This window comes from Ruegeria sp. BHSC043, from assembly GCF_059612985.1.
In genome coordinates this window covers 93,249-118,089 of record NZ_JBXWRS010000007.1, presented here as the reverse complement: position 1 = coordinate 118,089, position 24,841 = coordinate 93,249, and the positions used below count along the sequence as shown (strand labels likewise).

Annotated in this window: 24 protein-coding genes and 1 pseudogene; 13 read left to right on the top strand and 12 right to left on the bottom strand. The window is 64.0% G+C overall.

Annotated elements, in window-relative coordinates:
* Both AC2FMM_RS12560 and AC2FMM_RS12555 read right to left on the bottom strand, forming a co-directional pair.
* Window positions 1-555 carry an NnrU family protein gene (locus tag AC2FMM_RS12560; RefSeq protein ID WP_496796733.1) on the bottom strand — a complete coding sequence of 185 codons (555 nt, stop codon included), beginning with the start codon at window positions 553-555 and terminating at the stop codon, window positions 1-3.
* Between the two features lie 6 nt (window positions 556-561).
* Complete coding sequence (locus tag AC2FMM_RS12555) at window positions 562-1,419, bottom strand: HpcH/HpaI aldolase/citrate lyase family protein (protein ID WP_496796732.1); 858 nt, start codon at window positions 1,417-1,419, stop codon at window positions 562-564.
* A gap of 179 nt (window positions 1,420-1,598) precedes the next feature.
* Here AC2FMM_RS12555 and AC2FMM_RS12550 point away from each other — a divergent pair, with 179 nt between their 5' ends.
* Complete coding sequence (locus AC2FMM_RS12550) at window positions 1,599-1,904, top strand: hypothetical protein (protein WP_496741588.1); 306 nt, start codon at window positions 1,599-1,601, stop codon at window positions 1,902-1,904.
* Window positions 1,905-1,907: 3 nt separating this feature from the next.
* Here AC2FMM_RS12550 and AC2FMM_RS12545 read toward each other — a convergent pair whose 3' ends face one another.
* Entirely contained in the window at window positions 1,908-2,663 is a 756-nt protein-coding gene (locus AC2FMM_RS12545) for a sulfite exporter TauE/SafE family protein (protein WP_496796731.1), read from the bottom strand.
* Between the two features lie 160 nt (window positions 2,664-2,823).
* Between AC2FMM_RS12545 and mdh the strand changes: the two genes are divergently transcribed.
* Complete coding sequence (gene mdh, locus AC2FMM_RS12540; RefSeq protein WP_496683221.1) at window positions 2,824-3,786, top strand: malate dehydrogenase; 963 nt, start codon at window positions 2,824-2,826, stop codon at window positions 3,784-3,786.
* A 98-nt stretch (window positions 3,787-3,884) separates the two neighbouring features.
* Here the strand turns inward: mdh and AC2FMM_RS12535 are convergent, their stop codons facing one another.
* Complete coding sequence (locus tag AC2FMM_RS12535; protein WP_496796730.1) at window positions 3,885-4,877, bottom strand: zinc transporter ZntB; 993 nt, start codon at window positions 4,875-4,877, stop codon at window positions 3,885-3,887.
* Between the two features lie 368 nt (window positions 4,878-5,245).
* Between AC2FMM_RS12535 and sucC the strand changes: the two genes are divergently transcribed.
* The 7 genes from sucC (at window position 5,246) to lpdA (ending at window position 14,184) form a co-directional block, all read left to right on the top strand.
* The gene (gene sucC / locus AC2FMM_RS12530) at window positions 5,246-6,439 is read left to right on the top strand and encodes an ADP-forming succinate--CoA ligase subunit beta (protein WP_496688061.1); all 1,194 of its coding nucleotides are present in this window, start codon (window positions 5,246-5,248) and stop codon (window positions 6,437-6,439) included.
* Window positions 6,440-6,523: 84 nt separating this feature from the next.
* Window positions 6,524-7,408, top strand: coding sequence for a succinate--CoA ligase subunit alpha (gene sucD / locus AC2FMM_RS12525; RefSeq protein WP_496683228.1), 885 nt, complete (start codon window positions 6,524-6,526; stop codon window positions 7,406-7,408).
* Window positions 7,409-7,452: 44 nt separating this feature from the next.
* Window positions 7,453-7,995, top strand: a complete 543-nt coding sequence (locus AC2FMM_RS12520; protein WP_496688058.1) for a DUF805 domain-containing protein — start codon at window positions 7,453-7,455, stop codon at window positions 7,993-7,995.
* A complete protein-coding gene (locus tag AC2FMM_RS12515; RefSeq protein WP_496683233.1) occupies window positions 7,992-10,946 on the top strand; it encodes a 2-oxoglutarate dehydrogenase E1 component in 2,955 nt (984 codons plus the stop codon). Before AC2FMM_RS12520 ends, AC2FMM_RS12515 begins: the two co-directional genes overlap by 4 nt.
* A 6-nt stretch (window positions 10,947-10,952) precedes the next feature.
* Window positions 10,953-12,452, top strand: a complete 1,500-nt coding sequence (gene odhB / locus AC2FMM_RS12510) for a 2-oxoglutarate dehydrogenase complex dihydrolipoyllysine-residue succinyltransferase (protein ID WP_496796729.1) — start codon at window positions 10,953-10,955, stop codon at window positions 12,450-12,452.
* A gap of 4 nt (window positions 12,453-12,456) precedes the next feature.
* Window positions 12,457-12,726 carry a hypothetical protein gene (locus AC2FMM_RS12505; RefSeq protein ID WP_496711656.1) on the top strand — a complete coding sequence of 90 codons (270 nt, stop codon included), beginning with the start codon at window positions 12,457-12,459 and terminating at the stop codon, window positions 12,724-12,726.
* 69 nt (window positions 12,727-12,795) lie between these two features.
* Window positions 12,796-14,184 carry a dihydrolipoyl dehydrogenase gene (gene lpdA, locus AC2FMM_RS12500; protein WP_496688049.1) on the top strand — a complete coding sequence of 463 codons (1,389 nt, stop codon included), beginning with the start codon at window positions 12,796-12,798 and terminating at the stop codon, window positions 14,182-14,184.
* Window positions 14,185-14,202: 18 nt separating this feature from the next.
* Here lpdA and AC2FMM_RS12495 read toward each other — a convergent pair whose 3' ends face one another.
* Entirely contained in the window at window positions 14,203-14,781 is a 579-nt protein-coding gene (locus tag AC2FMM_RS12495) for a TetR/AcrR family transcriptional regulator (protein ID WP_496796728.1), read from the bottom strand.
* A 102-nt stretch (window positions 14,782-14,883) separates the two neighbouring features.
* Between AC2FMM_RS12495 and AC2FMM_RS12490 the strand changes: the two genes are divergently transcribed.
* Window positions 14,884-15,477, top strand: a complete 594-nt coding sequence (locus AC2FMM_RS12490; protein ID WP_496711654.1) for an NAD(P)H-dependent oxidoreductase — start codon at window positions 14,884-14,886, stop codon at window positions 15,475-15,477.
* Here the strand turns inward: AC2FMM_RS12490 and AC2FMM_RS12485 are convergent, their stop codons facing one another.
* Genes AC2FMM_RS12485 through AC2FMM_RS12470 form a run of 4 tightly spaced genes read right to left on the bottom strand, consistent with a single transcriptional unit; the run spans window position 15,478 to window position 18,383 of the window.
* Window positions 15,478-16,083, bottom strand: coding sequence for a pyridoxamine 5'-phosphate oxidase family protein (locus tag AC2FMM_RS12485; protein ID WP_496796727.1), 606 nt, complete (start codon window positions 16,081-16,083; stop codon window positions 15,478-15,480). It abuts the gene before it with no gap.
* Window positions 16,067-16,810, bottom strand: a complete 744-nt coding sequence (locus AC2FMM_RS12480) for a lysophospholipid acyltransferase family protein (RefSeq protein ID WP_496741577.1) — start codon at window positions 16,808-16,810, stop codon at window positions 16,067-16,069. Before AC2FMM_RS12480 ends, AC2FMM_RS12485 begins: the two co-directional genes overlap by 17 nt.
* Window positions 16,810-17,709, bottom strand: coding sequence for a cell division protein FtsX (locus AC2FMM_RS12475; protein ID WP_496796726.1), 900 nt, complete (start codon window positions 17,707-17,709; stop codon window positions 16,810-16,812). Before AC2FMM_RS12475 ends, AC2FMM_RS12480 begins: the two co-directional genes overlap by 1 nt.
* Entirely contained in the window at window positions 17,706-18,383 is a 678-nt protein-coding gene (locus AC2FMM_RS12470) for a cell division ATP-binding protein FtsE (RefSeq protein WP_496796725.1), read from the bottom strand. The genes AC2FMM_RS12475 and AC2FMM_RS12470 overlap by 4 nt, the downstream gene beginning before the upstream one ends.
* A 182-nt stretch (window positions 18,384-18,565) precedes the next feature.
* Here AC2FMM_RS12470 and AC2FMM_RS12465 point away from each other — a divergent pair, with 182 nt between their 5' ends.
* Window positions 18,566-19,309 (top strand): zinc-ribbon domain-containing protein, encoded by a 744-nt coding sequence (locus AC2FMM_RS12465; protein ID WP_496796724.1) that lies wholly within the window; start codon window positions 18,566-18,568, stop codon window positions 19,307-19,309.
* 6 nt (window positions 19,310-19,315) lie between these two features.
* On the opposite strand, the gene AC2FMM_RS12460 is transcribed toward AC2FMM_RS12465, so the two are convergent.
* The 3 genes from AC2FMM_RS12460 to AC2FMM_RS12450 all read right to left on the bottom strand — a co-directional run bounded on the left by AC2FMM_RS12460 (window position 19,316) and on the right by AC2FMM_RS12450 (window position 23,830).
* Complete coding sequence (locus AC2FMM_RS12460) at window positions 19,316-21,853, bottom strand: TIGR02302 family protein (protein WP_496796723.1); 2,538 nt, start codon at window positions 21,851-21,853, stop codon at window positions 19,316-19,318.
* Window positions 21,854-21,889: 36 nt separating this feature from the next.
* Complete coding sequence (gene lysA, locus AC2FMM_RS12455; RefSeq protein WP_496796722.1) at window positions 21,890-23,155, bottom strand: diaminopimelate decarboxylase; 1,266 nt, start codon at window positions 23,153-23,155, stop codon at window positions 21,890-21,892.
* A gap of 69 nt (window positions 23,156-23,224) precedes the next feature.
* Window positions 23,225-23,830, bottom strand: coding sequence for a TetR/AcrR family transcriptional regulator (locus AC2FMM_RS12450; RefSeq protein ID WP_496796721.1), 606 nt, complete (start codon window positions 23,828-23,830; stop codon window positions 23,225-23,227).
* A 151-nt stretch (window positions 23,831-23,981) separates the two neighbouring features.
* On the opposite strand from AC2FMM_RS12450, the pseudogene AC2FMM_RS12445 reads away from it, so the two are divergent.
* Window positions 23,982-24,413: pseudogene (locus tag AC2FMM_RS12445) on the top strand (DUF8051 family protein).
* Between the two features lie 92 nt (window positions 24,414-24,505).
* The gene (locus AC2FMM_RS12440) at window positions 24,506-24,694 is read left to right on the top strand and encodes a hypothetical protein (protein WP_496711646.1); all 189 of its coding nucleotides are present in this window, start codon (window positions 24,506-24,508) and stop codon (window positions 24,692-24,694) included.
* Window positions 24,695-24,841: the final 147 nt, after the last annotated feature.

The window sequence follows — 24,841 nt, the reverse complement described above, 5'->3', positions numbered from 1 at the left end:
CTAGCCCGGGAACGGAGACGGGCCGACCAGCCCGTGAATGTAGCCGATGACGCCCAGCAGCACGATCGAGGCCACGAAGAACATCGCATCCTTGCCCAGCGTTCCCGGCTCGCCCGGGGTCCAGTCGGGCTCGGACTTGTTGATGACGATCACTTCGACCACCGCCCATGCCAACAGGCCGCCGAACAGGATGATCGACGCCAGATCACCATTGACCAGCAGATGCGCAAAGGCCCAGAGCTTGAACCCGCCCAACATCGGATGACGCACCTTGTTCAGCAGTCGGCCCTTGGTTCCGGCCGGGCTCATCATCCAGATCGCGATCAGCACCAGCAGGTTGTTGATGTGGATCATGAAACTGGGCGGTGCCCAGACATGGATGAAATCGGTCAAGCGATAGCCGAAAATCATCAGCAGGATCGACACGACCAGCGCACCGGCAACGGCCCCCTTGCCGGAATCGCCCATGGCCGCGCGGCGGGCGGGCATCAGGCGCTTGAACAGATGTGCGGCCCACCAAAGCGCCACACCGAGAATGAGAAGAACGAAGCCCATGCTGGCTTACCCCGCTTGCAAAGCTGATATCGCCTCTGCTTTTGCCAGAATTTCGCGGGCAGTTACAACGTGCAGATTTTCCACGATCTTGCCATCGACCACGGCAACGCCCTGCCCCTTGGCCTCGACCGCTTCGAAAGCGGCGATCTGACGGCGGGCCAGGTCGATCTCGGCTTCGGAGGGGGCGAAGGCGGTGTTGGCGGCCTCGACCTGCGCGGGATGGATCAGGGTCTTGCCGTCGAAACCCATGTCGCGGCCCTGCGCGCATTCGACGGCCAGCCCCTCGTTGTCCTTGAAGGCGTTGTAGACGCCATCGACGATCACCAGCCCCTCGGCCTTGGCGGCCAGCAGGCACAGGCCCAGCGAGGTCATCAGCGGCAGGCGGTCGGGGCGGAAGCGGGTCTGAAGCTCTTTGGCCAGATCGTTCGTCCCCATAACAAAGCCCGCCATCAGCGGGTGAGCTGCGATCTCGGCCGCGTTCAGCATGCCGCGCGGGGTTTCCATCATCGCCCAGATCGGCAGGTCGCCGGTGATTGCGGCCAGCGCATCGACATCGGCGGCCGAGTTGACCTTGGGCAGCAGCACCACGTCGGCATCCATCTCGCGCACGGCCTCGGCATCGGCGCGGCCCCAAGGGGTGTCCAGACCGTTGATTCGCACGATCTTGACGCGCGGGTCATAGCCGCCCGACGCCAGCGCGGCCTTGAGCGTTTCACGGGCATTGTCCTTTTCATCGGCGGCAACGGCGTCTTCAAGGTCAAAGATGATGGCATCGACGGGCAGCGAGCGCGCCTTGTCGAGCGCCCGTTCCTTGGAGCCTGGAATGTAGAGAACGGATCGGTAGGGGCGCTGGCGCGGGTCCATGGGAACCTCTCGTTGAAATAAAGTTGCGCAGAATGGGGCATTTTTTGCCGGAAACTTCAAGCGCAAAATCGCCGCATTGCAGCATGTGACGCGACGCCCCCCGCAACGCGCGTCGCCTTAACCGGATTTCGGCATGGTTGGGCCAGCCTTTCTCGGGCAACAGGCAGAAGGGGCTGACGATGAAAATGACGTTTCTAAAGATGACGATGGGTCTGGGCATCATGGCGCTGGCCGCGCAGCAGTTGCAGGCGCAGACGCCGAACTGTGCGCCGCGGGCCGATGCGCTGCGTCGGCTGGCCGAGACCTATGGTGAGACCCGACGCGGCATCGGCATGGTGCAGCAGGGGGCGGTGATGGAGGTCTTTGCCTCGGACGAAACCGGCACCTGGACGATCACCGTGACCTTGCCGGATGGCATGACCTGCCTGATCGCGGCAGGCGAGGCCTATGAGGTTCTGGCCGAAGCGTTGCCGCCCAATGCCTGACGTTCAGGTCAGCGCGTCCCAGATCAGTTTCGAGCCGGTCAGGGTCAACAGAACATAGGCGATGCCGAAGAAGACCCGCTCGGACATCATCCAATGGGCGCGCACGCCCAGCCAGGCGCCGAGGATGGCGAAAGGGGTCAGCAGCAGGTCGGCCCAGGCGGTCTGCAGGGTGAACATGCCCAGATAGGCATAGGGGACGAACTTGGCGATGTTGATGACCCAGAAGACCAGCACGGTGGTGGCCTGGAACTCGGTCTTCGTCAGGCGCTGTGACAGCAGATAGACGGCGGCGGGCGGGCCGCCGGCGTGGCTGACGAAGCTTGTGAAGCCGGCGACCAGCCCCGCGAACAGCCCGGCCGGAGGCGGCAGGCGGTTGGCGAAGCCGCGCACCCAGCCGCGGGTCTGCGCCACATGCCAGACAACGAAGCCCACCGAAATGCCCCCGATCAGCAGGCGCAGCAGGTCTTCATCGGTCGCCCGGTACAGCAGCGCGCCCAGCGCCACGCCCGGCACCGCGCCCAGCATCAGCAGGCGCGCGTCGGGCCAGTTCCACCGTTTCCAGTAGGGGCGCAGGGTGGCCAGGTCGATCACCATCAGGATCGGCAACATCAGCGCCAGCGCCTGCCCCGGATCAAGGATCAACGCCAGAATCGACGACGACGCAAAGGCCACGCCCGAGCCGAAGCCGCCCTTGGAAATGCCTGCAAAGATCACGGCCGGGATCGCCACGGCAAAAAACATCAGGTTCAATTCGACCATGCGGCGGCCTCGAAACGGCTTGTCCTGCGGGTGGTTTAGCGCAACCGGCCCGGGGCAGGCAAACGGTATGCGGTCGCATGCCGCGCCGCAGAACCCTTGCGCAACGGCGTTTTAGCGACTAGCACAACCGCGATTTCAAAACCGACCGGAGACAATCCAAATGGCCAGACCCAAGATCGCGCTGATCGGCGCAGGTCAGATCGGGGGCACGCTTGCCCACCTCGCAGCAATGAAGGAACTGGGGGATGTCGTTCTGTTCGACATCGCCGAGGGCATCCCGGAAGGCAAGGCGCTGGACATCGCCGAATCCGGCCCGTCCGAGGGCTTTGACGCCAAGCTGAAGGGCACCCAGTCCTATGAGGACATCGCAGGCGCAGACGTCTGCATCGTTACCGCCGGCGTGCCGCGTAAGCCGGGCATGAGCCGTGACGACCTGCTGGGCATCAACCTGAAGGTGATGAAGTCGGTCGGTGAAGGCATCGCCGCCCACGCCCCCGACGCCTTCGTCATCTGCATCACCAACCCGCTGGACGCGATGGTCTGGGCGCTGCGCGAATTCTCGGGCCTGCCCCACAACAAGGTCTGCGGCATGGCCGGCGTGCTGGACTCGGCCCGCTTCCGCCACTTCCTGGCCGAAGAATTCGACGTGTCGATGAAGGACGTCACCGCCTTTGTTCTGGGCGGCCATGGCGACACGATGGTGCCTTCGGTGCGCTATTCGACCGTTGCCGGCATCCCGCTGCCCGACTTGGTCAAGATGGGCTGGACCACGCAGGAGAAGCTGGACGCCATCGTCCAGCGCACCCGTGACGGCGGCGCCGAGATCGTCGGCCTGCTGAAGACCGGCTCGGCCTATTACGCGCCCGCCACCTCGGCGATCGAAATGGCCGAAGCCTATCTGAAAGACCAAAAGCGCGTTCTGCCCTGCGCGGCCTATTGCGATGGCGAGTTGGGCGTTAAGGGCATGTATGTAGGCGTGCCTACCGTAATCGGCGCCGGCGGCATCGAGCGGATCGTGAACATCCAGTTGAACGCGGAAGAACAGGACATGTTCGACAAGTCGGTCAACGCCGTGAAGGGTCTGGTTGAGGCCTGCAAAGGCATCGACAGCTCGCTGGCGTAACACCCGGCTCGGGTCACCGGGGCTCCGGTGGCCTCGTCAAACAATCGATCGTCGCCCCGCTGGTGCCCACCGACGGGGCGTTTCGATTGACAGGACGGTCAGCGAAACATCCCAAGCCATCGCGCCACCAGCAACAGCACCCCTCCCAGGGCCACCAGCAGCAAACAAACAACCCAGAATGCGTTCGGGTCTTGGGCCCCGGGGATACCGCCGACGTTGATCCCCAGCACGCCAGCCACCAGACCCAGGGGCAGAAATACGGCGCTGACAACTGACAATACCAGCATACGGTTGTTCATGCGTTCGGCACGTTCATCCATCAGCTGGTCGAGAATGATCTGAACCCGTTCGCGCACGGCCGCCAGATCTTCGCCAATGCGGTAGATGCGCTCCGAGGCTTCGCGCAATCTCGACCGGTCATAGGGCTGCAGCCAGGGCAAATCTTCGATCTCGAGCGTCGTCAACGCATCGCGCTGTGGCACCAGGTATCGCCGCAGAACGATGGATGACCTGCGGATCGCCGCGAGTTCGGCCCGGGAAATTTCGGCATCCGGCTCCAACAGCAACTCCTCGAGGTCATCCACGCGTTCGTTCAGATCGGTGATGGCGGGCTCGGCCCGGTCGGCCAGCCGCAAGGCCAACCGCGCGACGAAGTCACCCGGCGATCGCGGTGCCTGCCCACGATCGATTGCCGCCAGCATGTCCGCAACCGCATCCAGTGGGCGGCGCCAGACACCGATGATTTTTGTTTCCGTCAGCCAAAGTCTGACCGAGATCATGTCCTCGGGCGGCTGCCCCTCCAGCAGGTTCACGCCCCGCAGGTTCAGGATGACGCCTCCGCCATGCACGGTGCAGCGGGGCCGTGTTTCGCCGGCCATCAGCGCATCTATTACGAACTCATCCAGCCCGGCGGCGCGGAGCAGCGCAGCCGTGCATTCTCCCTCAAGACGCAAGTGCTGCCAGGCAAACTGCTCTTCCGGACCGCGGGGTGACCAAGCGGGAAAGCCATCGGCATCCAGAAGCCGCGCATTGCCAGATCCATCGAAGATCATGGTCATCGTGTCGGGAAGGGAAGGAGTGGTCACCGTCATCCGCTCAGTCATTTCTTATTCGACCCAAGTATCTTGACGGATCAAGACAGGTCCAGACAGGTTAGCGGCCAAGCGCGCCGGCGCCAAGTCATTCGAATTCGGCGAGGCCCGATACTCCACCGCGATCCGAGCCAGTACTGTTGGCGCAAACGGCTTAGAAGGCGGCTCTTGAATGTATTTTTGCGACAGATTCTCGGCGGGTCGAATCAACATCAACCAATTCATCTTTTGTGATCACACCCCAAAATGCCGTGATCACAAAAACGGAAAATCCTCGGCAAAAACCTTCTTCCGGTAAGAAAACCCTTTAATTTTGCCCGTTGGACACCCCTATAACGATCCAATCGTAGTCAGACGGGACAGTTTCGATGAACATTCACGAATATCAGGCCAAGGCCCTTCTTCGCAGCTATGGCGCGCCGGTTTCGGACGGTCGCGCGGTACTGCGTGCGGAAGAGGCGAAAACCGCAGCCGGTGAACTGGACGGCCCGCTTTGGGTGGTCAAGGCGCAGATCCATGCCGGGGGCCGCGGCAAGGGTCACTTCAAGGAACCCGACGCCGGCGACAAGGGCGGCGTGCGTCTGACCAAATCGGTAGAGGAAGCCGCCGAAGAAGCCAAGAAGATGCTGGGCCGCACGCTGGTCACGCACCAGACCGGCCCCGAAGGTAAGCAGGTCAACCGCGTGTATATCGAGGCCGGATCGGGCATCGAGCGCGAGCTGTACCTAGCCCTGCTGGTCGATCGCCAGACCAGCCGCATCTCGTTCGTGTGCTCGACCGAAGGCGGCATGGACATCGAGGAAGTGGCCGCCGCGACGCCCGAGAAAATCCTGTCCTTCTCGGTTGACCCGGCCACCGGCTATCAGCCGTTCCACGGCCGCCGCATCGCTTTCTCGCTGGGTCTGGAAGGCGGGCAGGTCAAGCAGTGCGTGCGCCTGATGGGCATCCTGTACAAAGCCTTCGTCGAGAAGGACATGGAGATGCTGGAAATCAACCCGCTGATCGTGGCCGAGGGCGGCGACCTCAAGGTGCTGGACGCCAAGCTGAGCTTTGACGGCAACGCGATCTATCGCCATCCCGACATCGCCGAACTGCGCGACACCACCGAGGAAGACCCCAAGGAGTTGGAAGCCAGCAAATACGACCTGAACTACATCGCGCTGGATGGCGAGATCGGCTGCATGGTCAACGGCGCGGGCCTGGCCATGGCCACGATGGACATCATCAAGCTTTACGGAGCCGAGCCGGCCAACTTCCTGGACGTGGGCGGCGGCGCCACCAAAGAGAAAGTGACCGAGGCGTTCAAGATCATCACCAGCGACCCGAATGTCAAAGGCATCCTGGTCAACATCTTCGGCGGCATCATGCGCTGCGACGTCATCGCCGAAGGCGTCGTCGCCGCGGTGAAAGAAGTGGGCCTGAAGGTTCCGCTGGTGGTGCGTCTGGAAGGCACCAATGTCGAGAAGGGCAAAGAGATCATCAACACCTCTGGCCTGGACGTGATCGCCGCAGACAACCTGGACGACGCCGCGCAGAAGATCGTGAAGGCGGTCAAGGGCTGAACCCGTTAACGCAGTGCGGGTCACGGCCCGCCATTCCGATGAATGCTGGCGGGTCGGACCCCGCCGAAAACAGGAGAACGCCAAATGGCAGTCCTCATCGACGAAAATACCAAAGTGATCTGTCAGGGCTTTACCGGCTCGCAGGGCACGTTCCACTCTGAACAGGCCATCGCCTATGGCACCAAGATGGTCGGCGGTGTGACGCCGGGCAAAGGCGGCATGACCCATCTGGGCCTGCCCGTGTTCAACTCGGTCCACGAGGCCAAGCACCAGACCGAGGCCAACGCCACCGTGATCTACGTGCCGCCGCCCTTTGCCGCGGATTCGATCCTCGAGGCGATCGACGCCGAGATGGAAGTGATCGTCTGCATCACCGAAGGCATTCCGGTGCTGGACATGATGAAGGTGAAGCGCGCGCTGGAAGGCAGCAAATCGCGCCTGATCGGCCCGAACTGCCCCGGTGTCATTACGCCCGACGCCTGCAAGATCGGCATCATGCCCGGCCACATCCACAAGCGTGGCTCGGTCGGCGTCGTGTCGCGTTCCGGCACGCTGACCTACGAGGCGGTCAAGCAGACCACCGATGTGGGTCTGGGCCAGTCCACCTGCGTGGGCATCGGCGGCGACCCGATCAAGGGCACCGAGCATATCGACGTGCTGGAGTGGTTCTTGGCCGATGACGAGACCGAGTCGATCATCATGATCGGCGAGATCGGCGGCTCGGCCGAGGAAGAAGCCGCGCAGTTCCTGGCGGATGAGGCCAAGAAAGGCCGCAAGAAGCCGGTCGCCGGGTTCATCGCTGGCCGCACGGCGCCTCCGGGCCGCCGCATGGGTCACGCGGGCGCCATCGTCGCCGGCGGCAAGGGCGGTGCCGAAGACAAGATCGAAGCCATGCGCAGCGCCGGCATCGTCGTGGCCGAAAGCCCCGCCAAGCTGGGCGAGGCCGTGCTGGAAGCGATCGGCAAGTAACCTGCCGGCCCGACTTGCGGGCCGGCCCCAGCGGAGCGAAACACATGACCTTCACCGAAGCCGTCAGAACGTGTTTCTCCAAGTATTTCACCTTCTCGGGGCGGGCCTCTCGCCCCGAGTATTGGTATTTTTTGCTGTTCATCGTGATCTGGAACGCGATCGCCGCGGTCATCGACTGGCAGTTCTTCACCCAGGTTACGACCATCCAGACCGAGGCCGGAACCTCGGTCACCGCGGTATCCAGCCAGCCGGTTCAGACGATTGTCGGCCTGATCGTGTTTTTCCCGCATCTGGCCGTGGCCTGGCGGCGGATGCACGATACCGGGCGCAGTGGGCTTTATGCCCTGCTACCGGTCCTTCTGATCCTTGGGGCTGCGGCCGTTCTGGTCTTTGGCATCGGCCTCGCCTCGAGCTTCCAGCATGGCGGAAACCTCGACATCCTGTTTACCCGCGCCACGCTGCTGATCGTGATCCCGACGCTGCTGGTTCTTTTCGTGTCGCCCCTGCTGGTGCTGTGGTGGCTGTCCCGCCCCAGCCAGCCGGGCACCAACAAATACGGTCCCAACCCATATGAGGTAGCCCAATGACCGAACACTCGCCCAATTCCGCCTTCCATGCCTCGAGCTTCATGCAGGGGCACAATGCCGAGTATCTGGAGCAGCTTTACGCCCAGTACACCAAGGACCCCGGCGCCATCGACGCGGCCTGGGCCGAGTTCTTCCGGCAGATGGGAGACGCAGCACCCGACGTCCAGAAAGAGGCGCAGGGCCCCTCCTGGGCGCGCCCCGACTGGCCGCCGATGCCCAATGATGACCTGACCGGCGCCCTGACCGGCGAATGGGCCGAGACCGATGCCAAGGCGGCCGGCGACAAGATCAAGGAAAAGGCCGCCAAGGCGGGCGTCGAGGTCAGCGACGAGCAGGTCAAGCGCGCAGTGCTGGACTCGATCCGCGCCCTGATGCTCATCCGGGCCTACCGCATCCGCGGGCACCTGGTTGCCGATCTCGACCCGCTCGGCATGCGCTCGACCGAGCCCCACCCCGAGCTGGACCCCAAGACCTATGGCTTCACAGACGCCGACATGGACCGGCCGATCTTCATCGACAACGTGCTGGGTCTGCAGGTCGCCAGCATGCGCCAGATCGTCGAGATCGTGAAGCGCACCTATTGCGGCACCTTCGCACTGCAGTACATGCATATTTCCGACCCGGAACAGGCCGCCTGGCTGAAGGAACGGATCGAGGGTTACGGCAAGGAAATCGCCTTTACCAAGGAAGGCCGCAAGGCGATCCTGAACAAGATGGTCGAGGCCGAAGGCTTCGAGAAGTTCCTGCACGTGAAATACATGGGCACCAAGCGGTTCGGCCTGGACGGGGGCGAGGCGCTGATCCCGGCGATGGAGCAGATCATCAAGCGCGGTGGCGCGCTGGGTCTGAAGGAAATCGTCATCGGCATGCCGCACCGCGGCCGTCTGAACATCCTGGCCAACGTGATGGGCAAGCCTTACCGCGCCATCTTCAACGAATTCCAGGGCGGCAGCTTCAAGCCCGAGGACGTGGACGGCTCGGGCGACGTGAAATACCACCTGGGCGCCTCGAGCGACCGCGAGTTCGACGGCAACACCGTGCACCTGTCGCTGACGGCGAACCCCTCGCACCTGGAGGCGGTAAACCCGGTTGTTCTGGGCAAGGTCCGCGCCAAGCAGGACCAGCACGGCGACACCGAGCGCACCCAGGTCATGGGCGTTCTGCTGCACGGAGACGCGGCCTTTGCCGGTCAGGGCGTGGTGGCCGAGGGCTTTGGCCTGTCGGGTCTGCGCGGCCACCGCACCGGCGGCACCATGCATATCGTGGTGAACAACCAGATCGGCTTTACCACCGCGCCGCATTTCTCGCGTTCGAGCCCCTATCCGACCGACATCGCGCTGATGGTCGAGGCCCCGATCTTCCACGTCAACGGCGACGACCCCGAGGCGGTAGTGCATGCCGCCAAGGTGGCGACCGAGTTCCGGCAGAAGTTCCACAAGGACGTGGTCATCGACATGTTCTGCTATCGCCGGTTCGGTCACAACGAGGGCGACGAGCCCATGTTCACCAACCCGATCATGTACAAGAAGATCAAGACCCACAAGACCACGCTGTCGCTGTACACCGAGCGGCTGGTCAAGGACGGTCTGATCCCCGAGGGCGAGATCGAGGACATGAAGGCCGCGTTCCAGGCGCATCTGAACGACGAGTTCGAGGCCGCCAAGGAATACAAGCCCAACAAGGCCGACTGGCTGGACGGGCGCTGGTCGCATCTGGACAAGAACAAGGAAGAATATGTCCGCGGCGAAACCGCGATTTCGCCCGACACCCTGGCCGAGGTCGGCAAGGCGCTGGTGAAGGTGCCCGAAGGCTTTGCCCTGCACAAGACGGTGGGCCGCCTGCTGGAACACAAGAAGCAGATGTTCGAAACCGGTCAGGGCTTTGACTGGGCCACCGGCGAGGCGCTGGCCTTCGGGTCGCTGCTGACCGAGGGCTACCCGGTGCGCCTGTCGGGGCAGGACGCTACCCGCGGCACCTTCAGCCAGCGCCATTCGGGCTTTATCAACCAGGAAACCGAAGAGCGCTACTATCCCCTGAACCACATCCGCTCCGGACAGGCCCAGTACGAGGTAATCGACTCGATGCTGTCGGAATACGCGGTTCTGGGCTTCGAATACGGCTATTCGCTGGCCGAGCCCAACGCGCTGGTTCTGTGGGAGGCCCAGTTCGGCGATTTCGCCAATGGCGCGCAGATCATGTTCGACCAGTTCATCAGCTCGGGCGAAAGCAAATGGCTGCGCATGTCCGGCCTTGTCTGCCTGCTGCCGCACGGGTTCGAGGGGCAAGGCCCCGAGCACTCGTCGGCGCGACTGGAGCGGTTCCTGCAGATGTGCGGCCAGGACAACTGGATCGTGGCCAACTGCACCACGCCCGCGAACTATTTCCACATCCTGCGCCGTCAGCTGCACCGCACCTTCCGCAAGCCGCTGATCCTGATGACGCCCAAATCGCTGCTGCGCCACAAGCTGGCGATCAGCAATGCCGAGGACTTCACCACCGGGTCCAGCTTCCACCGGGTGCTGTGGGACGACGCGCAAAAGGGCAATTCGGACACGCAACTGGTGCCCGACGACAAGATCAAGCGCGTGGTGATGTGTTCGGGCAAGGTCTACTACGACCTGCTCGAGGAGCGCGACGCGCGCGGGATCGACGACATCTATCTGCTGCGGATCGAGCAATACTATCCGTTCCCGGCCCATTCGCTCATCAACGAGCTTGAGCGGTTCAAACAGGCCGAGATGGTCTGGTGCCAGGAAGAGCCCAAGAACCAGGGCGCCTGGAGCTTCATCGAACCCAACATCGAATGGGTCCTGACCCGGATCGGCGCCAAGCATACCCGGCCCAGCTATGTGGGCCGTGCCACCTCGGCCTCGCCCGCGACGGGTCTGGCCAGCCAACACAAAGCCCAACAAGAGGCGCTCGTGAACGAAGCGCTGAGCATTGAAGGATAAGAAACGATGACGATTGAAGTTCGTGTTCCAACGCTTGGCGAGTCGGTGACCGAAGCCACCGTTGCGACCTGGTTCAAGAAGCCCGGCGACACCGTGGCGGTCGATGAAATGCTGTGCGAACTCGAGACCGACAAGGTCACGGTCGAGGTGCCTTCGCCCGCCGCCGGCGTGCTGGGCGAGATCGTCGCGGCCGAAGGCGAAACCGTGGGTGTCGATGCGCTGCTGGCCACGATCCAGGCCGGCGAGGGTGCCGCCCCGGCCAAGGCCGAAGCCGCCCCGGCGGCTGCCCCTGCGGCCTCGGGCGGCAGCGTTGACGTGATGGTGCCCACGCTGGGCGAATCCGTGACCGAAGCCACCGTTTCGACCTGGTTCAAGAAGGTGGGCGACACCGTCGCGCAGGACGAAATGCTGTGCGAGCTGGAGACCGACAAGGTCTCGGTCGAGGTTCCCGCCCCCGCCGCCGGCGTTCTGGCCGAAATCCTGGCCCCCGAAGGCGCAACCGTCGAGGCCAACGGCAAACTGGCGGTGATCTCGGGCGCTGAAGCAGGCGCCGCACCTGCTGCACCGGCCGCGGCTGCCCCTGCCCCTTCAGCAGCCGCCACCGGCAAGGACGTGGCCAATGCGCCGTCGGCCGAAAAGGCCATGGCCGAGGCCGGCCTGTCGGCCGATCAGGTCACTGGCACCGGCCGCGATGGCCGCATCATGAAGGAAGACGTGGCCCGCGCCGTCGCAACCGCCGCAGCCCCTGCCGCGGCCGCCCCGGCACCGGCCGCAGCCCCGCGCGCACCCGTGGCCGCCGAGGATGCCGCGCGCGAGGAACGCGTGCGCATGACGCGCCTGCGCCAGACCATCGCCAAGCGCCTGAAGGACGCGCAGAACACCGCCGCGATCCTGACCACCTACAACGAGGTGGATATGACCGAGGTGATGTCCATCCGCAACCAGTACAAGGACCAGTTCGAGAAGAAGCACGGCGTGCGCCTGGGCTTCATGTCCTTCTTCACCAAGGCCTGCTGCCACGCTTTGAAAGAAGTGCCCGAGGTCAATGCCGAGATCGACGGCAATGACATCGTCTACAAGAACTATGTCCACATGGGCGTCGCCGCCGGCACCCCGCAGGGTCTGGTGGTTCCGGTGATCCGCGACGCCGACCGGATGTCGTTCGCCGAGATCGAGAAGGCCATCGCCGAGAAGGGCAAGCGCGCCCGCGAAGGCAAGCTGAGCATGGCCGAGATGCAGGGCGGCACCTTCACCATCTCCAACGGTGGCGTCTATGGCTCGCTGATGTCCTCGCCGATCCTGAACCCCCCGCAGTCGGGCATCCTAGGCATGCACAAGATCCAGGAACGCCCGATGGTCATCAATGGCGAGATCAAGATCCGCCCCATGATGTATCTGGCCCTGTCCTATGACCACCGGATCGTCGATGGCAAGGGCGCGGTCACCTTCTTGGTGCGCGTGAAAGAGGCGCTGGAAGATCCGCGCCGCCTGCTGATGGACCTGTAATCGCATGGCAACGCATGTTCTATGGCAGGCCGACGTGGCCGATTTCGACGCCTGGCTGAAGGTGTTCCGCGAGGATCAGCCCATGCGCAAGGCGGCCGGGATCGTCGACCTGCATGTGTGGAAAGACCCCGATCAGCGTGACCACGCGGTGGCGCTGTTCGCAGTCGCCGACCTGGACAAGGCCCGGGCGTTCTTCGACTCGGAAGAACTGGCCATGCATCACGAACGCGGTGGCGTGGCACATATCCAGGTCAAGCTGCTGACACCGGTCTAGGCCGAAACACCGGCGGCCCGCACTTCGGGTCGCCGTTCAAAATACACTCCGCGGATTTGGGAGAACAAAATGGCTAACTATGACGTCATCGTAATCGGCGCCGGTCCCGGCGGCTATGTCTGCGCCATCCGCTGCGCGCAGCTGGGCCTGAAAACCGCCGTCGTCGAAGGGCGCGAGACGCTGGGCGGCACCTGTCTGAACGTGGGCTGCATCCCCTCGAAGGCGCTGTTGCATGCCAGCCACCAACTGCACGAGGCCGAGCACAACTTTGCCAAGATGGGCCTCAAGGGCAAAAGCCCCTCGGTCGACTGGAAACAGATGCAGGCCTACAAGCAGGACGTGATCGACACCAACACCAAAGGTGTCGAGTTCCTGTTCAAGAAGAACAAGATCGACTGGCTCAAGGGCTGGGGCTCGATCCCTGCGCCCGGCAAGGTCAAGGTCGGTGACGACGTGCACGAGGCTAAGAACATCATCATCGCCACCGGGTCCGAGGCGGCCTCGCTGCCCGGCGTCGAGGTGGACGAGAAGGTCGTCGTAACCTCGACCGGCGCGCTGGAATTGGGCAAGATCCCGAAAAAGCTGGTGGTGATCGGCGCAGGCGTGATCGGGCTGGAACTGGGCTCGGTCTACCAGCGTCTGGGCGCCGAGGTGACGGTGATCGAGTACTTGGACGTCATCACCCCGGGCATGGACCCCGAGGTGCAGAAGACCTTCCAGCGCATCCTGAAAAAGCAGGGCCTGAACTTCGTCATGGGCGCCGCGGTGCAAAAGACCGAGGCGACCAAGACCAAGGCAAAGGTGACCTACAAGCTGCGCAAGGATGACAGCGAGCACGTGATCGAGGCCGATACCGTTCTGGTCGCCACCGGGCGCAAGCCGTTCCATGACGGTCTGGGGCTGGATGCGCTGGGGGTCGAGCTGACCCCGCGCGGCCAGATCAAGGTCGGCAAGGACTGGCAGACCAACGTGCCGGGCATCTACGCCATCGGCGACGTGATCGAAGGCCCGATGCTGGCTCACAAGGCCGAGGACGAAGGCATGGCCGCCGCCGAAGTGGTCGCGGGCAAGCATGGCCATGTGAATTATGGCGTCATTCCGGGCGTGATCTACACCTGGCCCGAGGTTGCCAATGTCGGCGAGACCGAAGCCACCCTCAAGGAGCAGGGCCGCGCCTACAAGGTCGGCAAGTTCAGCTTCATGGGCAATGGCCGCGCCAAGGCGAATTTTGCTGCCGACGGGTTCGTCAAGATCCTGGCCGACAAGGAGACCGACCGTATCCTGGGCTGTCACATCATCGGCCCCGGTGCGGGCGACCTGATCCACGAGGTCTGCGTGGCGATGGAATTCGGAGCCTCGGCCGAGGATCTGGCCCTGACCTGCCACGCGCACCCGACCTATTCCGAGGCCGTGCGCGAGGCCGCGCTGGCTTGCGGCGACGGTCCGATCCACGCCTGATGAGTTCGGCTCCGGCGGTCAGGCCGCCGGAGTCAGCCACGCCCGCAGATAGGTTTCCAGCCGGTCGGTGAATGTCGTCGCCGAATGCAGGGCGCAGAATTTCAGTGACATGGCCTGAATGGCAAAGGCCTGCACGCCCTCAGCCAGCAGGTCGGTCGACACGTCCTGTCGGACCTCGGCCTGATCCAGCCAAATCATCACGATCCGGAAGTATTTCTCGAAGCAATAGGCGATCGGCCCGATTTCAGAGATCGCGGCGGCACCGGAATAGCGGATCAGCAAGTCGAACACATAGCGTTCGGACATCATGAAATCATGCACCGGGGCCAGTGCATCGATGATCTGGGGCACGGTTTTCGGCGCGTCCGCCGCCTGCGCCTGATCCAGACAGGCGTCCAGTTTTTCGCCGATCAGGATCTCCATCAGCGCGTCCTTGTCGTGGAAATGGGCAAAGAAGGTTCCCTTGGCCACACCGGCGGCCTGTACCACCTCTTCCACGCGCAACGCCTGGTATCCGTTCTTTTGCACCACATCCGCCGCCGCCTGCAGCAGCTTGGCGCGGGTTTTCAGGGTTCGTTTCTGAATTGTCTTTTGCATGAGGCTTGTTCGCATGTTTTTTGACCGTGGTCAAATTTTATATTGACCGTGGTCATTTTTTGATTCTATAAAATGACCGTGGTCAATTTTAGGAGAACTCCGATGCAACCCAAGAAAATTCTCATTCTCGACGGTCACCCCGCCGAAAGCAGCCTGTCGCGCACCTTTGCCGACACCTATGCCCAAGCCGCCCGCGCAAAAGGTCATGACGTGAAAACCGTTCACCTCAGCGATCTGGAGTTCGATTTCGATTTCGGACAGGGCAACTATCATGATTTCAAACCGCTGGAGCCGGTTCTGGAACAGGTTCTGCAGGATTTCGAATGGAGCGATCACCTAGTACTGACGATGCCCATGTGGTGGGGCGGCCTGCCCGCCAAGCTCAAGGGGCTGATCGACCGGATGTTCATCCCGGGCCGCACGTTCGACACCCGCAATCCCAACAAGCTGGGGCTGCCGGCGCCGATGCTGGGCGGGCGGACCGCGCGGGTCATCATCACCTCGGACACGCCGGGCTGGTTCATGCGGCTGGCCTATCGCCGGGCGCTGATCCACCAGATGCGCGGACAGGTTCTGGGGTTCGTCGGGTTCAAGCCGACACGGTTCACCTGGTTTTCCGGCGCCAGCTACCCCAAGCAGGACAGCGTCCAGAAATGGATCGCGCGGGTCACCCGGCTGGGCGCAGCGGCAGCGTGATCACCACATCGTCTTTGCGGCGCGCGCACCCCATTCCCGGTCGTAGCGTGCGCCGCCTTCCTCGCCCTGCGACACCTCGGCCAGGATCTCGCCCACTGTCGGCAATCCGGCACTGCGATCGCCGCCGGTCCAGGTTTCGGCCCGCATCAGCGCGCGGGCGCATTGCGTGTAGATTTCCCCGATTTCGATAACGATCACGGTGGTCGGTTGCTTGCCCTTTTTCTCGAACCGGGCGCGCAGGTCGGAATCGGCCGTCAACCGGGCAGTGCCATTCACCCGCACCACGTTGTTCGAGCCGGGCACCATGAACATCAGCGCCACACGCGGATCGCGCACGATGTTGCGCAGGCTGTCCAGGCGGTTGTTGCCGCGCCAGTCGGGCAAGGCAAGGGTGCCGGGGTCAAGTTCCGTGACAACCGGGCCGTCATCACCCCGGGGTCTGCCATCCACCCCTTCTGGCCCCACCGTGGACAGCACGCACAGACGCGACGCCATAATCCATTTACGGTAAAGCGGCGTCAGCTGCCGCGCGACCTTGCGCAACGAGGCCGCGCCGGGGGTGCCGTACAACGTCTCGAGCGCGGTGATGTCATTGATGTACCGCATCCGGATCAAACCCAACTTCGCGCATCAATTCGTTCGAGCGCGTCTCGATCACTTCTTCCAGCCTGGCCAGAAAGTTTTCGCGATCGACACCCGGTTCGATCGGGTCGAGGAACTCGACGATTGCATGGCCGGGTTTACGCAGAATTCCCGACCGGGGCCAGAATACTCCCACATTGGTGGCCGCCGGCACGCAGGGGAAGCCCAGCCCCTCGTACAGAACGGCGGAGCCGACCTTGTAGGGCTTGTAGACCCCCGGCGCCACGCGGGTGCCCTGCGGATAGATCACCAGCTGTCCGGGTTCGGTAAACTCCTTGGCGACGTCCTTGACCATCTTGGCCACCGCGGCGCCGCGTTTGCCTCGATCGACCGGTATACAACCCAGTCGACGTGCGTACATACCGATGATTGGAGTCCACAGCAGTTCGCGCTTCATGATGAACTTGCCGTGGGGAACCGCGTCAAAGATCAGGATGATGTCGAAGAATGACTGGTGCTTTGCGGCGATCACCACCTCGCCCGTGGGCACGTTGCCGCGCACCTCGCCGCGAATGCCCACCATCCAGCGCGCCAGCCAAATAGTGGTGCGCGCATAGATCTTGCAGGCGCGCAAGGCCCCGCGCTTGGAGAACAGCGCATAGGGCGCGAAGACCAGGCCCAGAACCGCCATCCATGCGTAGATCGTGACCATGAAGATCAGAGAGCGTACCCATTGGAACGCCATTGCCATCACGAAAGCTCCTTCAATTTGCGACGGGCCGCCGACCATGTCGCGGCAAAGGCCACTGCCGCGCCCAGAATGGGGATTACGGCGGGCAGTAGCCAATCGAGTCCCTGAAACCCAAGGCCGGTCAGGAAACCGCCCGCGTCCGAGGCCTCGGGCAGCAGCAGCACCCCGGTCAGGCCCAGAACCGCCCCCACCACGGCACCGAAAAACGCGCGCCAGGTAAACCGCCGCACGAAAGCGCCGGCGATGAAACGGTCGCGCGCGCCGACCTGACGCAACACCTCGATGATCTGGGCGTTGGCCGCAAGCGAGGCATTGGCCGCAAGCGTGATCATCGCCGCCGTGGCCCCACCGATCAGCAAGATCGAGATCCAGCCCAACCGCCGCAACGAGGTAGCCGCATCGACCAGCGGCTCGCGCCAGCGGGAATGGTCATCCAGAACGGCTCCGGGCACCTCGGCCGCCAGCCGCAGGCGCAGGCCCATCGTGTCCAGCCCTGGCTCGCCCTCGATGATTTCGATCAGCTGCGGCACCGGCAGCGTGTCCAGCGGCAGGTCTGGTCCAAACCAGGGGGCCAGCAGCGCGGCCTGCTCCTCGGCGCTGATCGCGCGGGCCGAGGCCACGCCGGGGGTCTGTTTCAGAACCTCCAACGCCGCCTGCGTCTGCGCGGCGCGCTGTTCAGCGGGCGCATTGATCCGCAGAGTGGCCGCTCCGGCCAGCTCCGAAGCCCAGCGATCGGCCAACCGGCCTGCGGCCAGCGACAGCGCCAGCGCGAACACGGCCAGAAACGCCATCGCGCCCGAGACGAACAGGGTCAGATGGGCGGTGAAGCCGGTGGGCGGCACCACGCGGTCTGCCCTTGTGTCGCGGCGCAACAGTGTGCGGATGTCCTGCCCGATCATAGGTCTGCCCCCGCCAGATGCAGCCGCCGCTGCGAGATCCGCAGCACCCGCGCCTGCACATGGCTTTTGGCCGCCCGGATCAGGCTCAGGTCATGGGTGGCGATCACCACCGTCTTGCCCATGCGGTTCAGCTCGATCAACAGCTGCATCAGCCGCTGCGACATCTCCCAATCTACGTTTCCGGTGGGCTCATCCGCCAGCACCACGTCGGGCGACAGGATCACCGCGCGGGCCAGCGCAGCCCGTTGCCGCTCGCCGCCCGACAGTTCGGGCGGCAGGGCTTCCATGCGGCTGCCGAGGCCGACCCATGCCAGCAATTCGGCAAGATCGGCACCGTGGGACTCCTCCGCGCGGCCTGACACCATCAACGGCAGGGCCACGTTCTCGGCGAGGGTCATGTGATCCAGAAACCGGCAATCCTGATGCACCACCCCGATCCGGCGCCGCAGCAGGGCCATCTGATCGCGGTCCAGCCGGGCGATGTCCTGATCAAAGGCGCTGATCCGCCCCGAACTGGCCAGCAGCGCGCCATAGCACAGCTTCAGCAGCGTGGTCTTGCCAGCCCCCGACGGCCCGGTGAGGAAATGGAAAGACCCCGGCTGCAACTGAACCGAGACATCGCTCAGCAGCTCACCGCCACCATAGCCGTAGCTGACATTTTCCAGCTCGATCACGCCTGCCCCCATTTTCGGTTGCGCCCTTCTTGCCCGAGCCCGCCCCCGGTTTCAATGCCCGCACCGGGTCCATTTGGCGACACTTGGCACGACCTGCGGAAATCGCGCTTTGCTGATATGTCTTAACGGACTATCATCCTTGGAAAAATGACGAACTGGCCCATGCCGGCCGCGGAGGCTGTATGCGACTAACATGCCCGAACTGTAACGCCCAGTACGAAGTGCCGGACGATGTCATTCCGGAAACCGGTCGGGACGTGCAATGTTCCAATTGTGAACAGACATGGTTCCAACCCAAGCATCCCGACAGGGTCGGTCAGACGGATGTGGCCGAAAATGAGCCCGCACCGACCTCGACCGAGACGCCGCCTGAAGACCCAGACGAGCCTACCGCGCCCAAGCCGGAAGACACGGCCAGACCTGCGCCCGGATCCGAAGCCCCGAAACCGGAGCCGCGCAGCAGCGTGGACCCCACGGTCGCCAGCATTCTCCAGGAGGAGGCCGCCCGCGAGGCGGAATTGCGCGCCAAGGAAGGCACCAGCCTTGAAAGCCAGCCGGATCTGGGCTTGGACACTCCGCCCAAACCGGCGCCCTCCACCAAGCCGCCCGCTGCCACCGAAATCGCAAGCGACGCCGCGCAGACTGGCGCCTTGCCGGACGTGGACAGCATCAATTCCAGCCTGCGCGGGGATGCGGCGGCAGACGCCGCCCCTGCAACCGAGGCGGCACCGCGCCGCTCGGGCGGGTTCATGCGCGGGTTTGCCCTGATGCTGATCATCGGCGTGGTGCTGTTTCTGATCTACGGAAATGCCCGCCATATCAGCGAGGCGGTACCGCAGGCCGAACCGGTCCTTCAGTCTTATGTGAACCTGGTCGATCAGGCCCGCGTCTGGCTGGAAACGCAGGCGGGTTCGGCAGCCGAATAGGCCGCTTCAGAACCGTTCGAGCAACCGCTTGAGATATTCGAGTTCGATCTTCGGGCGGTCTGTTTCGCCGGTGCGACGGCGGATTTCATCCAACAGCTCGCGCGCGCGACGATAGACGTCTTCGCCCTGCAGCAGGTTCTCGTCCGTCGAGATCGACCCCGCCGCGCCCGGATTCCGGCCCAGCGGATCGCGATTGTTGGCCTGCATGTCGCCATCCTGCGTGCCCTGACCCGGCTGGTTCTGCTGATTCTGGGCCATGGCTTCGCCTAGTGACCGCATGCCCTCGCGCAAGGCCTCCATCGCTTCGGACTGACGGTCGATGGCCTCGGCCAGATCCTGATCGCGCAGGGCCTGTTCGGCCTCGTCCATGGCCCGCCCGGCGCGGCCCAGCGATTCCCGTGCCGCGTCGCCTTCGGGCGTTCCGGCCCCCGGCAAGTTCTGTTGCTGGCGTCGCAATTCTTCCCGCAGCGCCTGCTGGCGATCCGCCAGCATCCCTTCACCGCTCTGGCCTTCGCCGGATTGGTCCGAGCCCTGCCCGCCTTGACCCTCGTGGCTCTGGCCCCGGCCCTGCCCGCCGGACTGGCCCTCGTTGCCCTGGCTTTCACCGGCCCGAGCCCCCGGGTTGAACTGTTCCTGCAGGTCGCGGAAGGCCTCGTCGCTCAGGCCCTGTTGTTCGCGCAGAGTTTCGGCCAAGCCTTCCATGGCTTGTTGCCCTTCCGACTGGCCGCCCTGACCCTGACCTTGGGTCACGCGCATGTTTTCCATCATCTGCTGGAATTCCTCCAGCGCCTGCTGCGCCTCGGCCATGCGGCCCTGTTCCATCAGTTCCTGAATGCGGTCCATCATGCGCTGCAGGTCATCCTGCGTCATCTGCATGGTCTCGCCGTTCTGGTTCTGCTGACCCTGCTGGCCGCCCTGATTCTCTTGCGCCAATCGCTGCAGTTGGCGCAGATATTCGTCGGTCGCCTCGCGCAGTTCTTGCATCAGATCGGCGATCTCCTCGTCGCTGGCGCCGTTCTTCATCGCCTCGGTCAGCCGTTCCTGCGCCCGGCGCATCCGTTCCAGCGCATCCGCCAGCGTGCCTTCCTCGATCAACAGGGCTAGATCCCACAGCGCCTGGGCGATTTCCTCCTGCTGTTCCGGTTTCAGACCGAACTCGGTGAAGGTTTCCAGCCGGCGCAGGATGAAGCGCAGGCGTAGATAGGCGGTTTCCGAGCGGAAGATGTCTTCGGGACGGTGTGACACGGCGCGCAGCACCTGCGCCACACGCGGCGCGTTGGCCCGCGCCCACAGCAGATCGCGCCGCTGTTCGATCACCGCCGCAGCGAGCGGGTCAAAGAACCGACGCGCGGGCAGCGCGGTTTGATAGGGTTCGGCATCCGAAGTCTGATCGGCGGCATCCTGCGCCGACAGGGTGATCCTGACCGGCAGATGCGCCCAGGGGTGCTGCGAGAAATCCTCGATAAGGTCCTCGGTGAAATCGCTGCGGTCGCCGGCGATCGGCATCGGCAGAGGAACGGTGATGGCCTCGCGCGGGTCGGGCACCGTGGCCAGGCCGTAACGGCGGTCGACCGCGGCAAGGTCCAGCTCAATCCGGGCCTCGCCCGAAACTACGCCGTAATCGTCGCGTGCCGCAAAGGGAAGTTTCATCTGCCCCCCCGCCTCGGCGGTCGGCGGCGCCGCCACGTCGATCTGCGGCCGCGTGTCAGCGATAATCTGGACCGACCAGTCGCGCCCGGCCGGACCTTCGATCGACAGGCGGCCGGATTGCTCGGCGATGAAATCCTGTTCCGGCTCCGTTGCGGCCTCAGCCCCGCCGCGCGAGGTTGTTTCCGTCAGGCTGTGCGCCCCGACCGCACCGTAGAATCGCAGGGTAACATGGCTGCCTTGCGGAATAGGCAGGGTCGAGCCGGACTGATCGGCCAGATACAGGGTCGGCAAGCCGGTATAGCGGGGCGGCTCGACCCAGCCTTCCCAGCTGGGTCCCTGACCCGCCGTCGCGGCACCCGGCGTCATTTCCGTCACCGACCCGATACGCCAGAACGAGCCGAACACCAGCCCAACCACCAGCGCCAGCATCGCGACGAAGCGCAGGCCAAAGGGATCTCTCCGGTTCAGGTCCAGATCCGGTCGGACCGGCCCGGCCTGGGCCGCTCGCGCGGCCATACGCGCCTGATGCGCTCGCCACAGCGCCACCGAATCCGGGTCCATCGCGCCGATGGCCTGATCGTCCATCAAAGCCTGGATAGGTCGTCCGGGCAGGGTTTCGTCCAACCGGACCAGTGCCTGCGCCCGGGTTGGCAGGTGAAACCTGCGCGCGCCCCAAATCAACGTCGCACACAGCGCCACGGCGGCCATCCCGCCCGCGATCCAGACCGTTTCGACGCCGACCATGTCCTGAACGCCCAGCATCAGCAGGCCCAGAACAAGCATCAGCAATGACAGGAAAGGCCAAAAGGCCCGCAACGCCTGCTCGGCCAGCATCCCGCCATGGGTCAGCCACAGGGACGCCTTGGGAATGGGCAGGTTCGATCTGTCGGTCACGGCGGGCCTCCGGGTCAGGCCCGCGCGGTCATCGCGTCAGAGCCATTCCGGTATGGTATCGCGGTTTATGATTTCGTCAAAGGTGGGCCGTTCACGAATAACCGCAAATTGATCGCCATTCACCAGAACCTCGGGGATCAACGGGCGGGTGTTGTATTCGCTGGCCATCACCGCGCCATAGGCACCGGCGCTGCGAAATGCGACCAGATCGCCTGGGGTCAGCGGCGGCATGTTGCGCTGCTTGGCAAAGGTGTCGCCGGTTTCGCAGACCGGGCCGACGATGTCATAGGGGCGCTGCTCGACCCCCGGTGCGGGTTCGATGACGGGGACGATGTCATGATAGGCATCGTACATGGCCGGACGGATCAGATCGTTCATCGCCCCGTCCAGGATCAGGAAATCGCGCCCTTCGCCCGACTTTACATAGATCACCTTCGACACCATCAGCCCTGCGTTACCCGCGATCAGGCGGCCCGGCTCGATCTCGATCTCGCAGCCCAGATGGCCCAGCGTTTCCTTGATCATCGCGCCGTATTCGACCGGCAGCGGCGGCGCCTCGTTCGAACGCGCATAGGGGATGCCCAGGCCGCCGCCCAGGTCCAGCCGACGGATGTCGTGGCCTTGCGCACGCAGCTGTTCTGTCAGCTCGGCGACTTTGGAATAGGCCAGGCGGAACGGCTCCAGATCGGTCAGTTGCGAGCCGATATGAACGTCGATGCCCACCACCTTCAGCCCCGGCAGGTTGGCGGCATGGGCATAGACCTCGGGTGCACGAGCGATCGGGATACCGAATTTGTTTTCGGATTTACCTGTGGCGATTTTGGCATGTGTCTTGGCATCAACGTCCGGATTCACGCGAACGGTGATCGGCGCGATCACGCCCAGTTCCTGCGCGACGGCGTTGATCACCTCCATCTCGGGTTCCGATTCGACGTTGAATTGGCGAATACCACCTGTCAGCGCGGTGCGGATCTCCTCGGCCGTCTTGCCGACGCCTGAGAACACGATCTTTTCGCCCGGCACACCCGCTGCCTTGGCCCGCAGGTACTCGCCGCCCGAAACCACGTCCATTCCAGCGCCCGCCTGCGCCAGCGTTTTCAGGATGGCCTGGTTGCTGGCCGCCTTCATCGCATAGCAGACCAGATGGTCGGTGCCCGCCAGGGCGTCGTCGAACAGGCGAAAGTGCCGCAGCAGCGTGGCCGTGGAATAGACATAGAACGGCGTTCCGACCGCCTCGGCGATGTGGGCGATCGGGACAACTTCGGCGTGCAGCGCGCCGTCGCGGTACAGAAAATGATCCATGTCTGCGCGCTTAGACCATAACGGCCCTGCGGATCAACGGGGTTTGCGGCGCGGGCAGGCAAACAGGGCCTAGCCCGGTGGCGCCACGCCGCCCCTCAGGCCGGTCTCGAGCAGGGCCAACGTGGCATCGCGCCGGGCCTCAAAGACATCTTCCCCGACCCCGAAGATCGCCAGATGGATCACCAGCCCGTCCAGCATCGCCGTCACCGCCTGCGCCGCGGCCTGCGCACTCAGGTCGCTGCGGATTTCACCCGCGCGGATCAAGGGGGCCAACTGATCCGCATAGTGATCGGCCAGCCAGGCGAAGAACCCGCCGATGATCTCGGCCGCGCGCGGGTCCTGGAAACCGGGGCCCAGCACGTCAGAGAACAGCCGCGTCGCCGCCAGGCGGTCGGCAGGCATGGACAGACGCAGCCCGGTCATGAACTGGTCCAGCGTCTGCGGGGCCGGGATGTCGCTGATGCGAGCGCGGATATCCTCGAAATACCGCCGCAGCAACGCCAGAAGCAAAGCCTCCTTGCTTTGGAAATACAGATACAGTGTGCCCTTGGCCATCGCGGCCTGGCGGGCCAAGTCCTGCATCTTTGTGGCGTGATAGCCCTGATCCAGAAAGCATGCCATGGCCGCATCCAATATGCGCCCCTGCATCTCTTCTCGATCGACGATCTTCGGCATCTTGCCCCTCAATTTTCTTACGGCTTTCTTACGGCGCGCCCCTCTTGACGCAGACTGGACGCAGCGTCACGCAATTTCAATTTTTTGATGACTACCGGGTCATTAAAGCCGTCTCCATTTATGACCCACCAGTCATTAATAGGGTCCTGTCATGGCGCACTCGTCACAAATCAACGCCGGCCCAACGCGGCCTGTGGCGCCCCAACACACGGCCACAGCCGCCAAACTGATGCTTCTCCTCGTCGCCAGCTTTGTCACGCTGGTCCCCGGTGGCCCGATCGAGACCCGGGACTTTTCCGGGCTGGGCGAAACAGTATTCTGGGGTTTCAACGCCTTTCTAATCGCGCTTGCTCTGCTGGCCGTGGGGTCGGCGGTGGCCATGCTGCGCGGCTCGGCCGTCGCAAGCTGGGGCGCCATCGTGGCGGCCTAGGGATACATCTTCGTGGTCCTGCTGGACCTGGGTCATATGTTCGCGACATCACCCGACCCGATCCCGCTGATGCTGGGGCTGGTCGAGATCCTGGATTTCATCCTGGCCGTCTATGTCCTGGCGCTGGCCCATCGCGGCCTGGGCGATTTCTGAACCCGCCTCACACACCCGAACCAGAGCTTGGGCCACGCCCCGACAGGCGCGGCACCGACGCCTGTTGAACATCCCAAACGAAAGGAAAACTCATGTTGTTCACGGAACAATTCAAAGTGGCGGCCTTGCCGCTGGCCCTGATCACGGCCGCCTGCAGCGGCACCGGGGCGCAACACCAACCCGTTCTGGCAGCCGAGCCGGGCCCGGCTTATGCCGCTGATCTGGACCAGTGCCGCGCCCTGGCCAAGTCCCAGAACCTGTGGAACCCGGAAACTCGGTAACAGGCCCTGATCGAGGCCGGAGTCGGCGCTCTGGCCGGTCTGTCGGACGATACGGTCGGCAACGCCGAAGGCGCTTTGGCCGGTGCGGCCGTGGGATCGGCGGCGGGGGCCGTCGCTGGCGCGGCCGAAATGCGCAATACCCGGCGC

What these genes read in the sequence shown, in the direction of transcription:
- AC2FMM_RS12515 (WP_496683233.1), top strand. Translation starts at nt 7,992, where the DNA reads ATGACCGAACACTCGCCCAATTCCGCCTTCCATGCCTCGAGCTTCATG.
- AC2FMM_RS12480 (WP_496741577.1), bottom strand. Translation starts at nt 16,810, where the DNA reads ATGGCAATGGCGTTCCAATGGGTACGCTCTCTGATCTTCATGGTCACG.
- odhB (WP_496796729.1), top strand. Translation starts at nt 10,953, where the DNA reads ATGACGATTGAAGTTCGTGTTCCAACGCTTGGCGAGTCGGTGACCGAA.
- AC2FMM_RS12475 (WP_496796726.1), bottom strand. Translation starts at nt 17,709, where the DNA reads ATGATCGGGCAGGACATCCGCACACTGTTGCGCCGCGACACAAGGGCA.
- AC2FMM_RS12560 (WP_496796733.1), bottom strand. Translation starts at nt 555, where the DNA reads ATGGGCTTCGTTCTTCTCATTCTCGGTGTGGCGCTTTGGTGGGCCGCA.
- AC2FMM_RS12440 (WP_496711646.1), top strand. Translation starts at nt 24,506, where the DNA reads ATGTTGTTCACGGAACAATTCAAAGTGGCGGCCTTGCCGCTGGCCCTG.
- AC2FMM_RS12490 (WP_496711654.1), top strand. Translation starts at nt 14,884, where the DNA reads ATGCAACCCAAGAAAATTCTCATTCTCGACGGTCACCCCGCCGAAAGC.
- sucD (WP_496683228.1), top strand. Translation starts at nt 6,524, where the DNA reads ATGGCAGTCCTCATCGACGAAAATACCAAAGTGATCTGTCAGGGCTTT.
- lpdA (WP_496688049.1), top strand. Translation starts at nt 12,796, where the DNA reads ATGGCTAACTATGACGTCATCGTAATCGGCGCCGGTCCCGGCGGCTAT.
- AC2FMM_RS12450 (WP_496796721.1), bottom strand. Translation starts at nt 23,830, where the DNA reads ATGCCGAAGATCGTCGATCGAGAAGAGATGCAGGGGCGCATATTGGAT.
- AC2FMM_RS12520 (WP_496688058.1), top strand. Translation starts at nt 7,453, where the DNA reads ATGACCTTCACCGAAGCCGTCAGAACGTGTTTCTCCAAGTATTTCACC.
- AC2FMM_RS12535 (WP_496796730.1), bottom strand. Translation starts at nt 4,877, where the DNA reads ATGACGGTGACCACTCCTTCCCTTCCCGACACGATGACCATGATCTTC.
- AC2FMM_RS12555 (WP_496796732.1), bottom strand. Translation starts at nt 1,419, where the DNA reads ATGGACCCGCGCCAGCGCCCCTACCGATCCGTTCTCTACATTCCAGGC.
- AC2FMM_RS12495 (WP_496796728.1), bottom strand. Translation starts at nt 14,781, where the DNA reads ATGCAAAAGACAATTCAGAAACGAACCCTGAAAACCCGCGCCAAGCTG.
- AC2FMM_RS12545 (WP_496796731.1), bottom strand. Translation starts at nt 2,663, where the DNA reads ATGGTCGAATTGAACCTGATGTTTTTTGCCGTGGCGATCCCGGCCGTG.
- AC2FMM_RS12465 (WP_496796724.1), top strand. Translation starts at nt 18,566, where the DNA reads ATGCGACTAACATGCCCGAACTGTAACGCCCAGTACGAAGTGCCGGAC.
- lysA (WP_496796722.1), bottom strand. Translation starts at nt 23,155, where the DNA reads ATGGATCATTTTCTGTACCGCGACGGCGCGCTGCACGCCGAAGTTGTC.
- AC2FMM_RS12485 (WP_496796727.1), bottom strand. Translation starts at nt 16,083, where the DNA reads ATGCGGTACATCAATGACATCACCGCGCTCGAGACGTTGTACGGCACC.
- AC2FMM_RS12505 (WP_496711656.1), top strand. Translation starts at nt 12,457, where the DNA reads ATGGCAACGCATGTTCTATGGCAGGCCGACGTGGCCGATTTCGACGCC.
- sucC (WP_496688061.1), top strand. Translation starts at nt 5,246, where the DNA reads ATGAACATTCACGAATATCAGGCCAAGGCCCTTCTTCGCAGCTATGGC.
- mdh (WP_496683221.1), top strand. Translation starts at nt 2,824, where the DNA reads ATGGCCAGACCCAAGATCGCGCTGATCGGCGCAGGTCAGATCGGGGGC.
- AC2FMM_RS12550 (WP_496741588.1), top strand. Translation starts at nt 1,599, where the DNA reads ATGAAAATGACGTTTCTAAAGATGACGATGGGTCTGGGCATCATGGCG.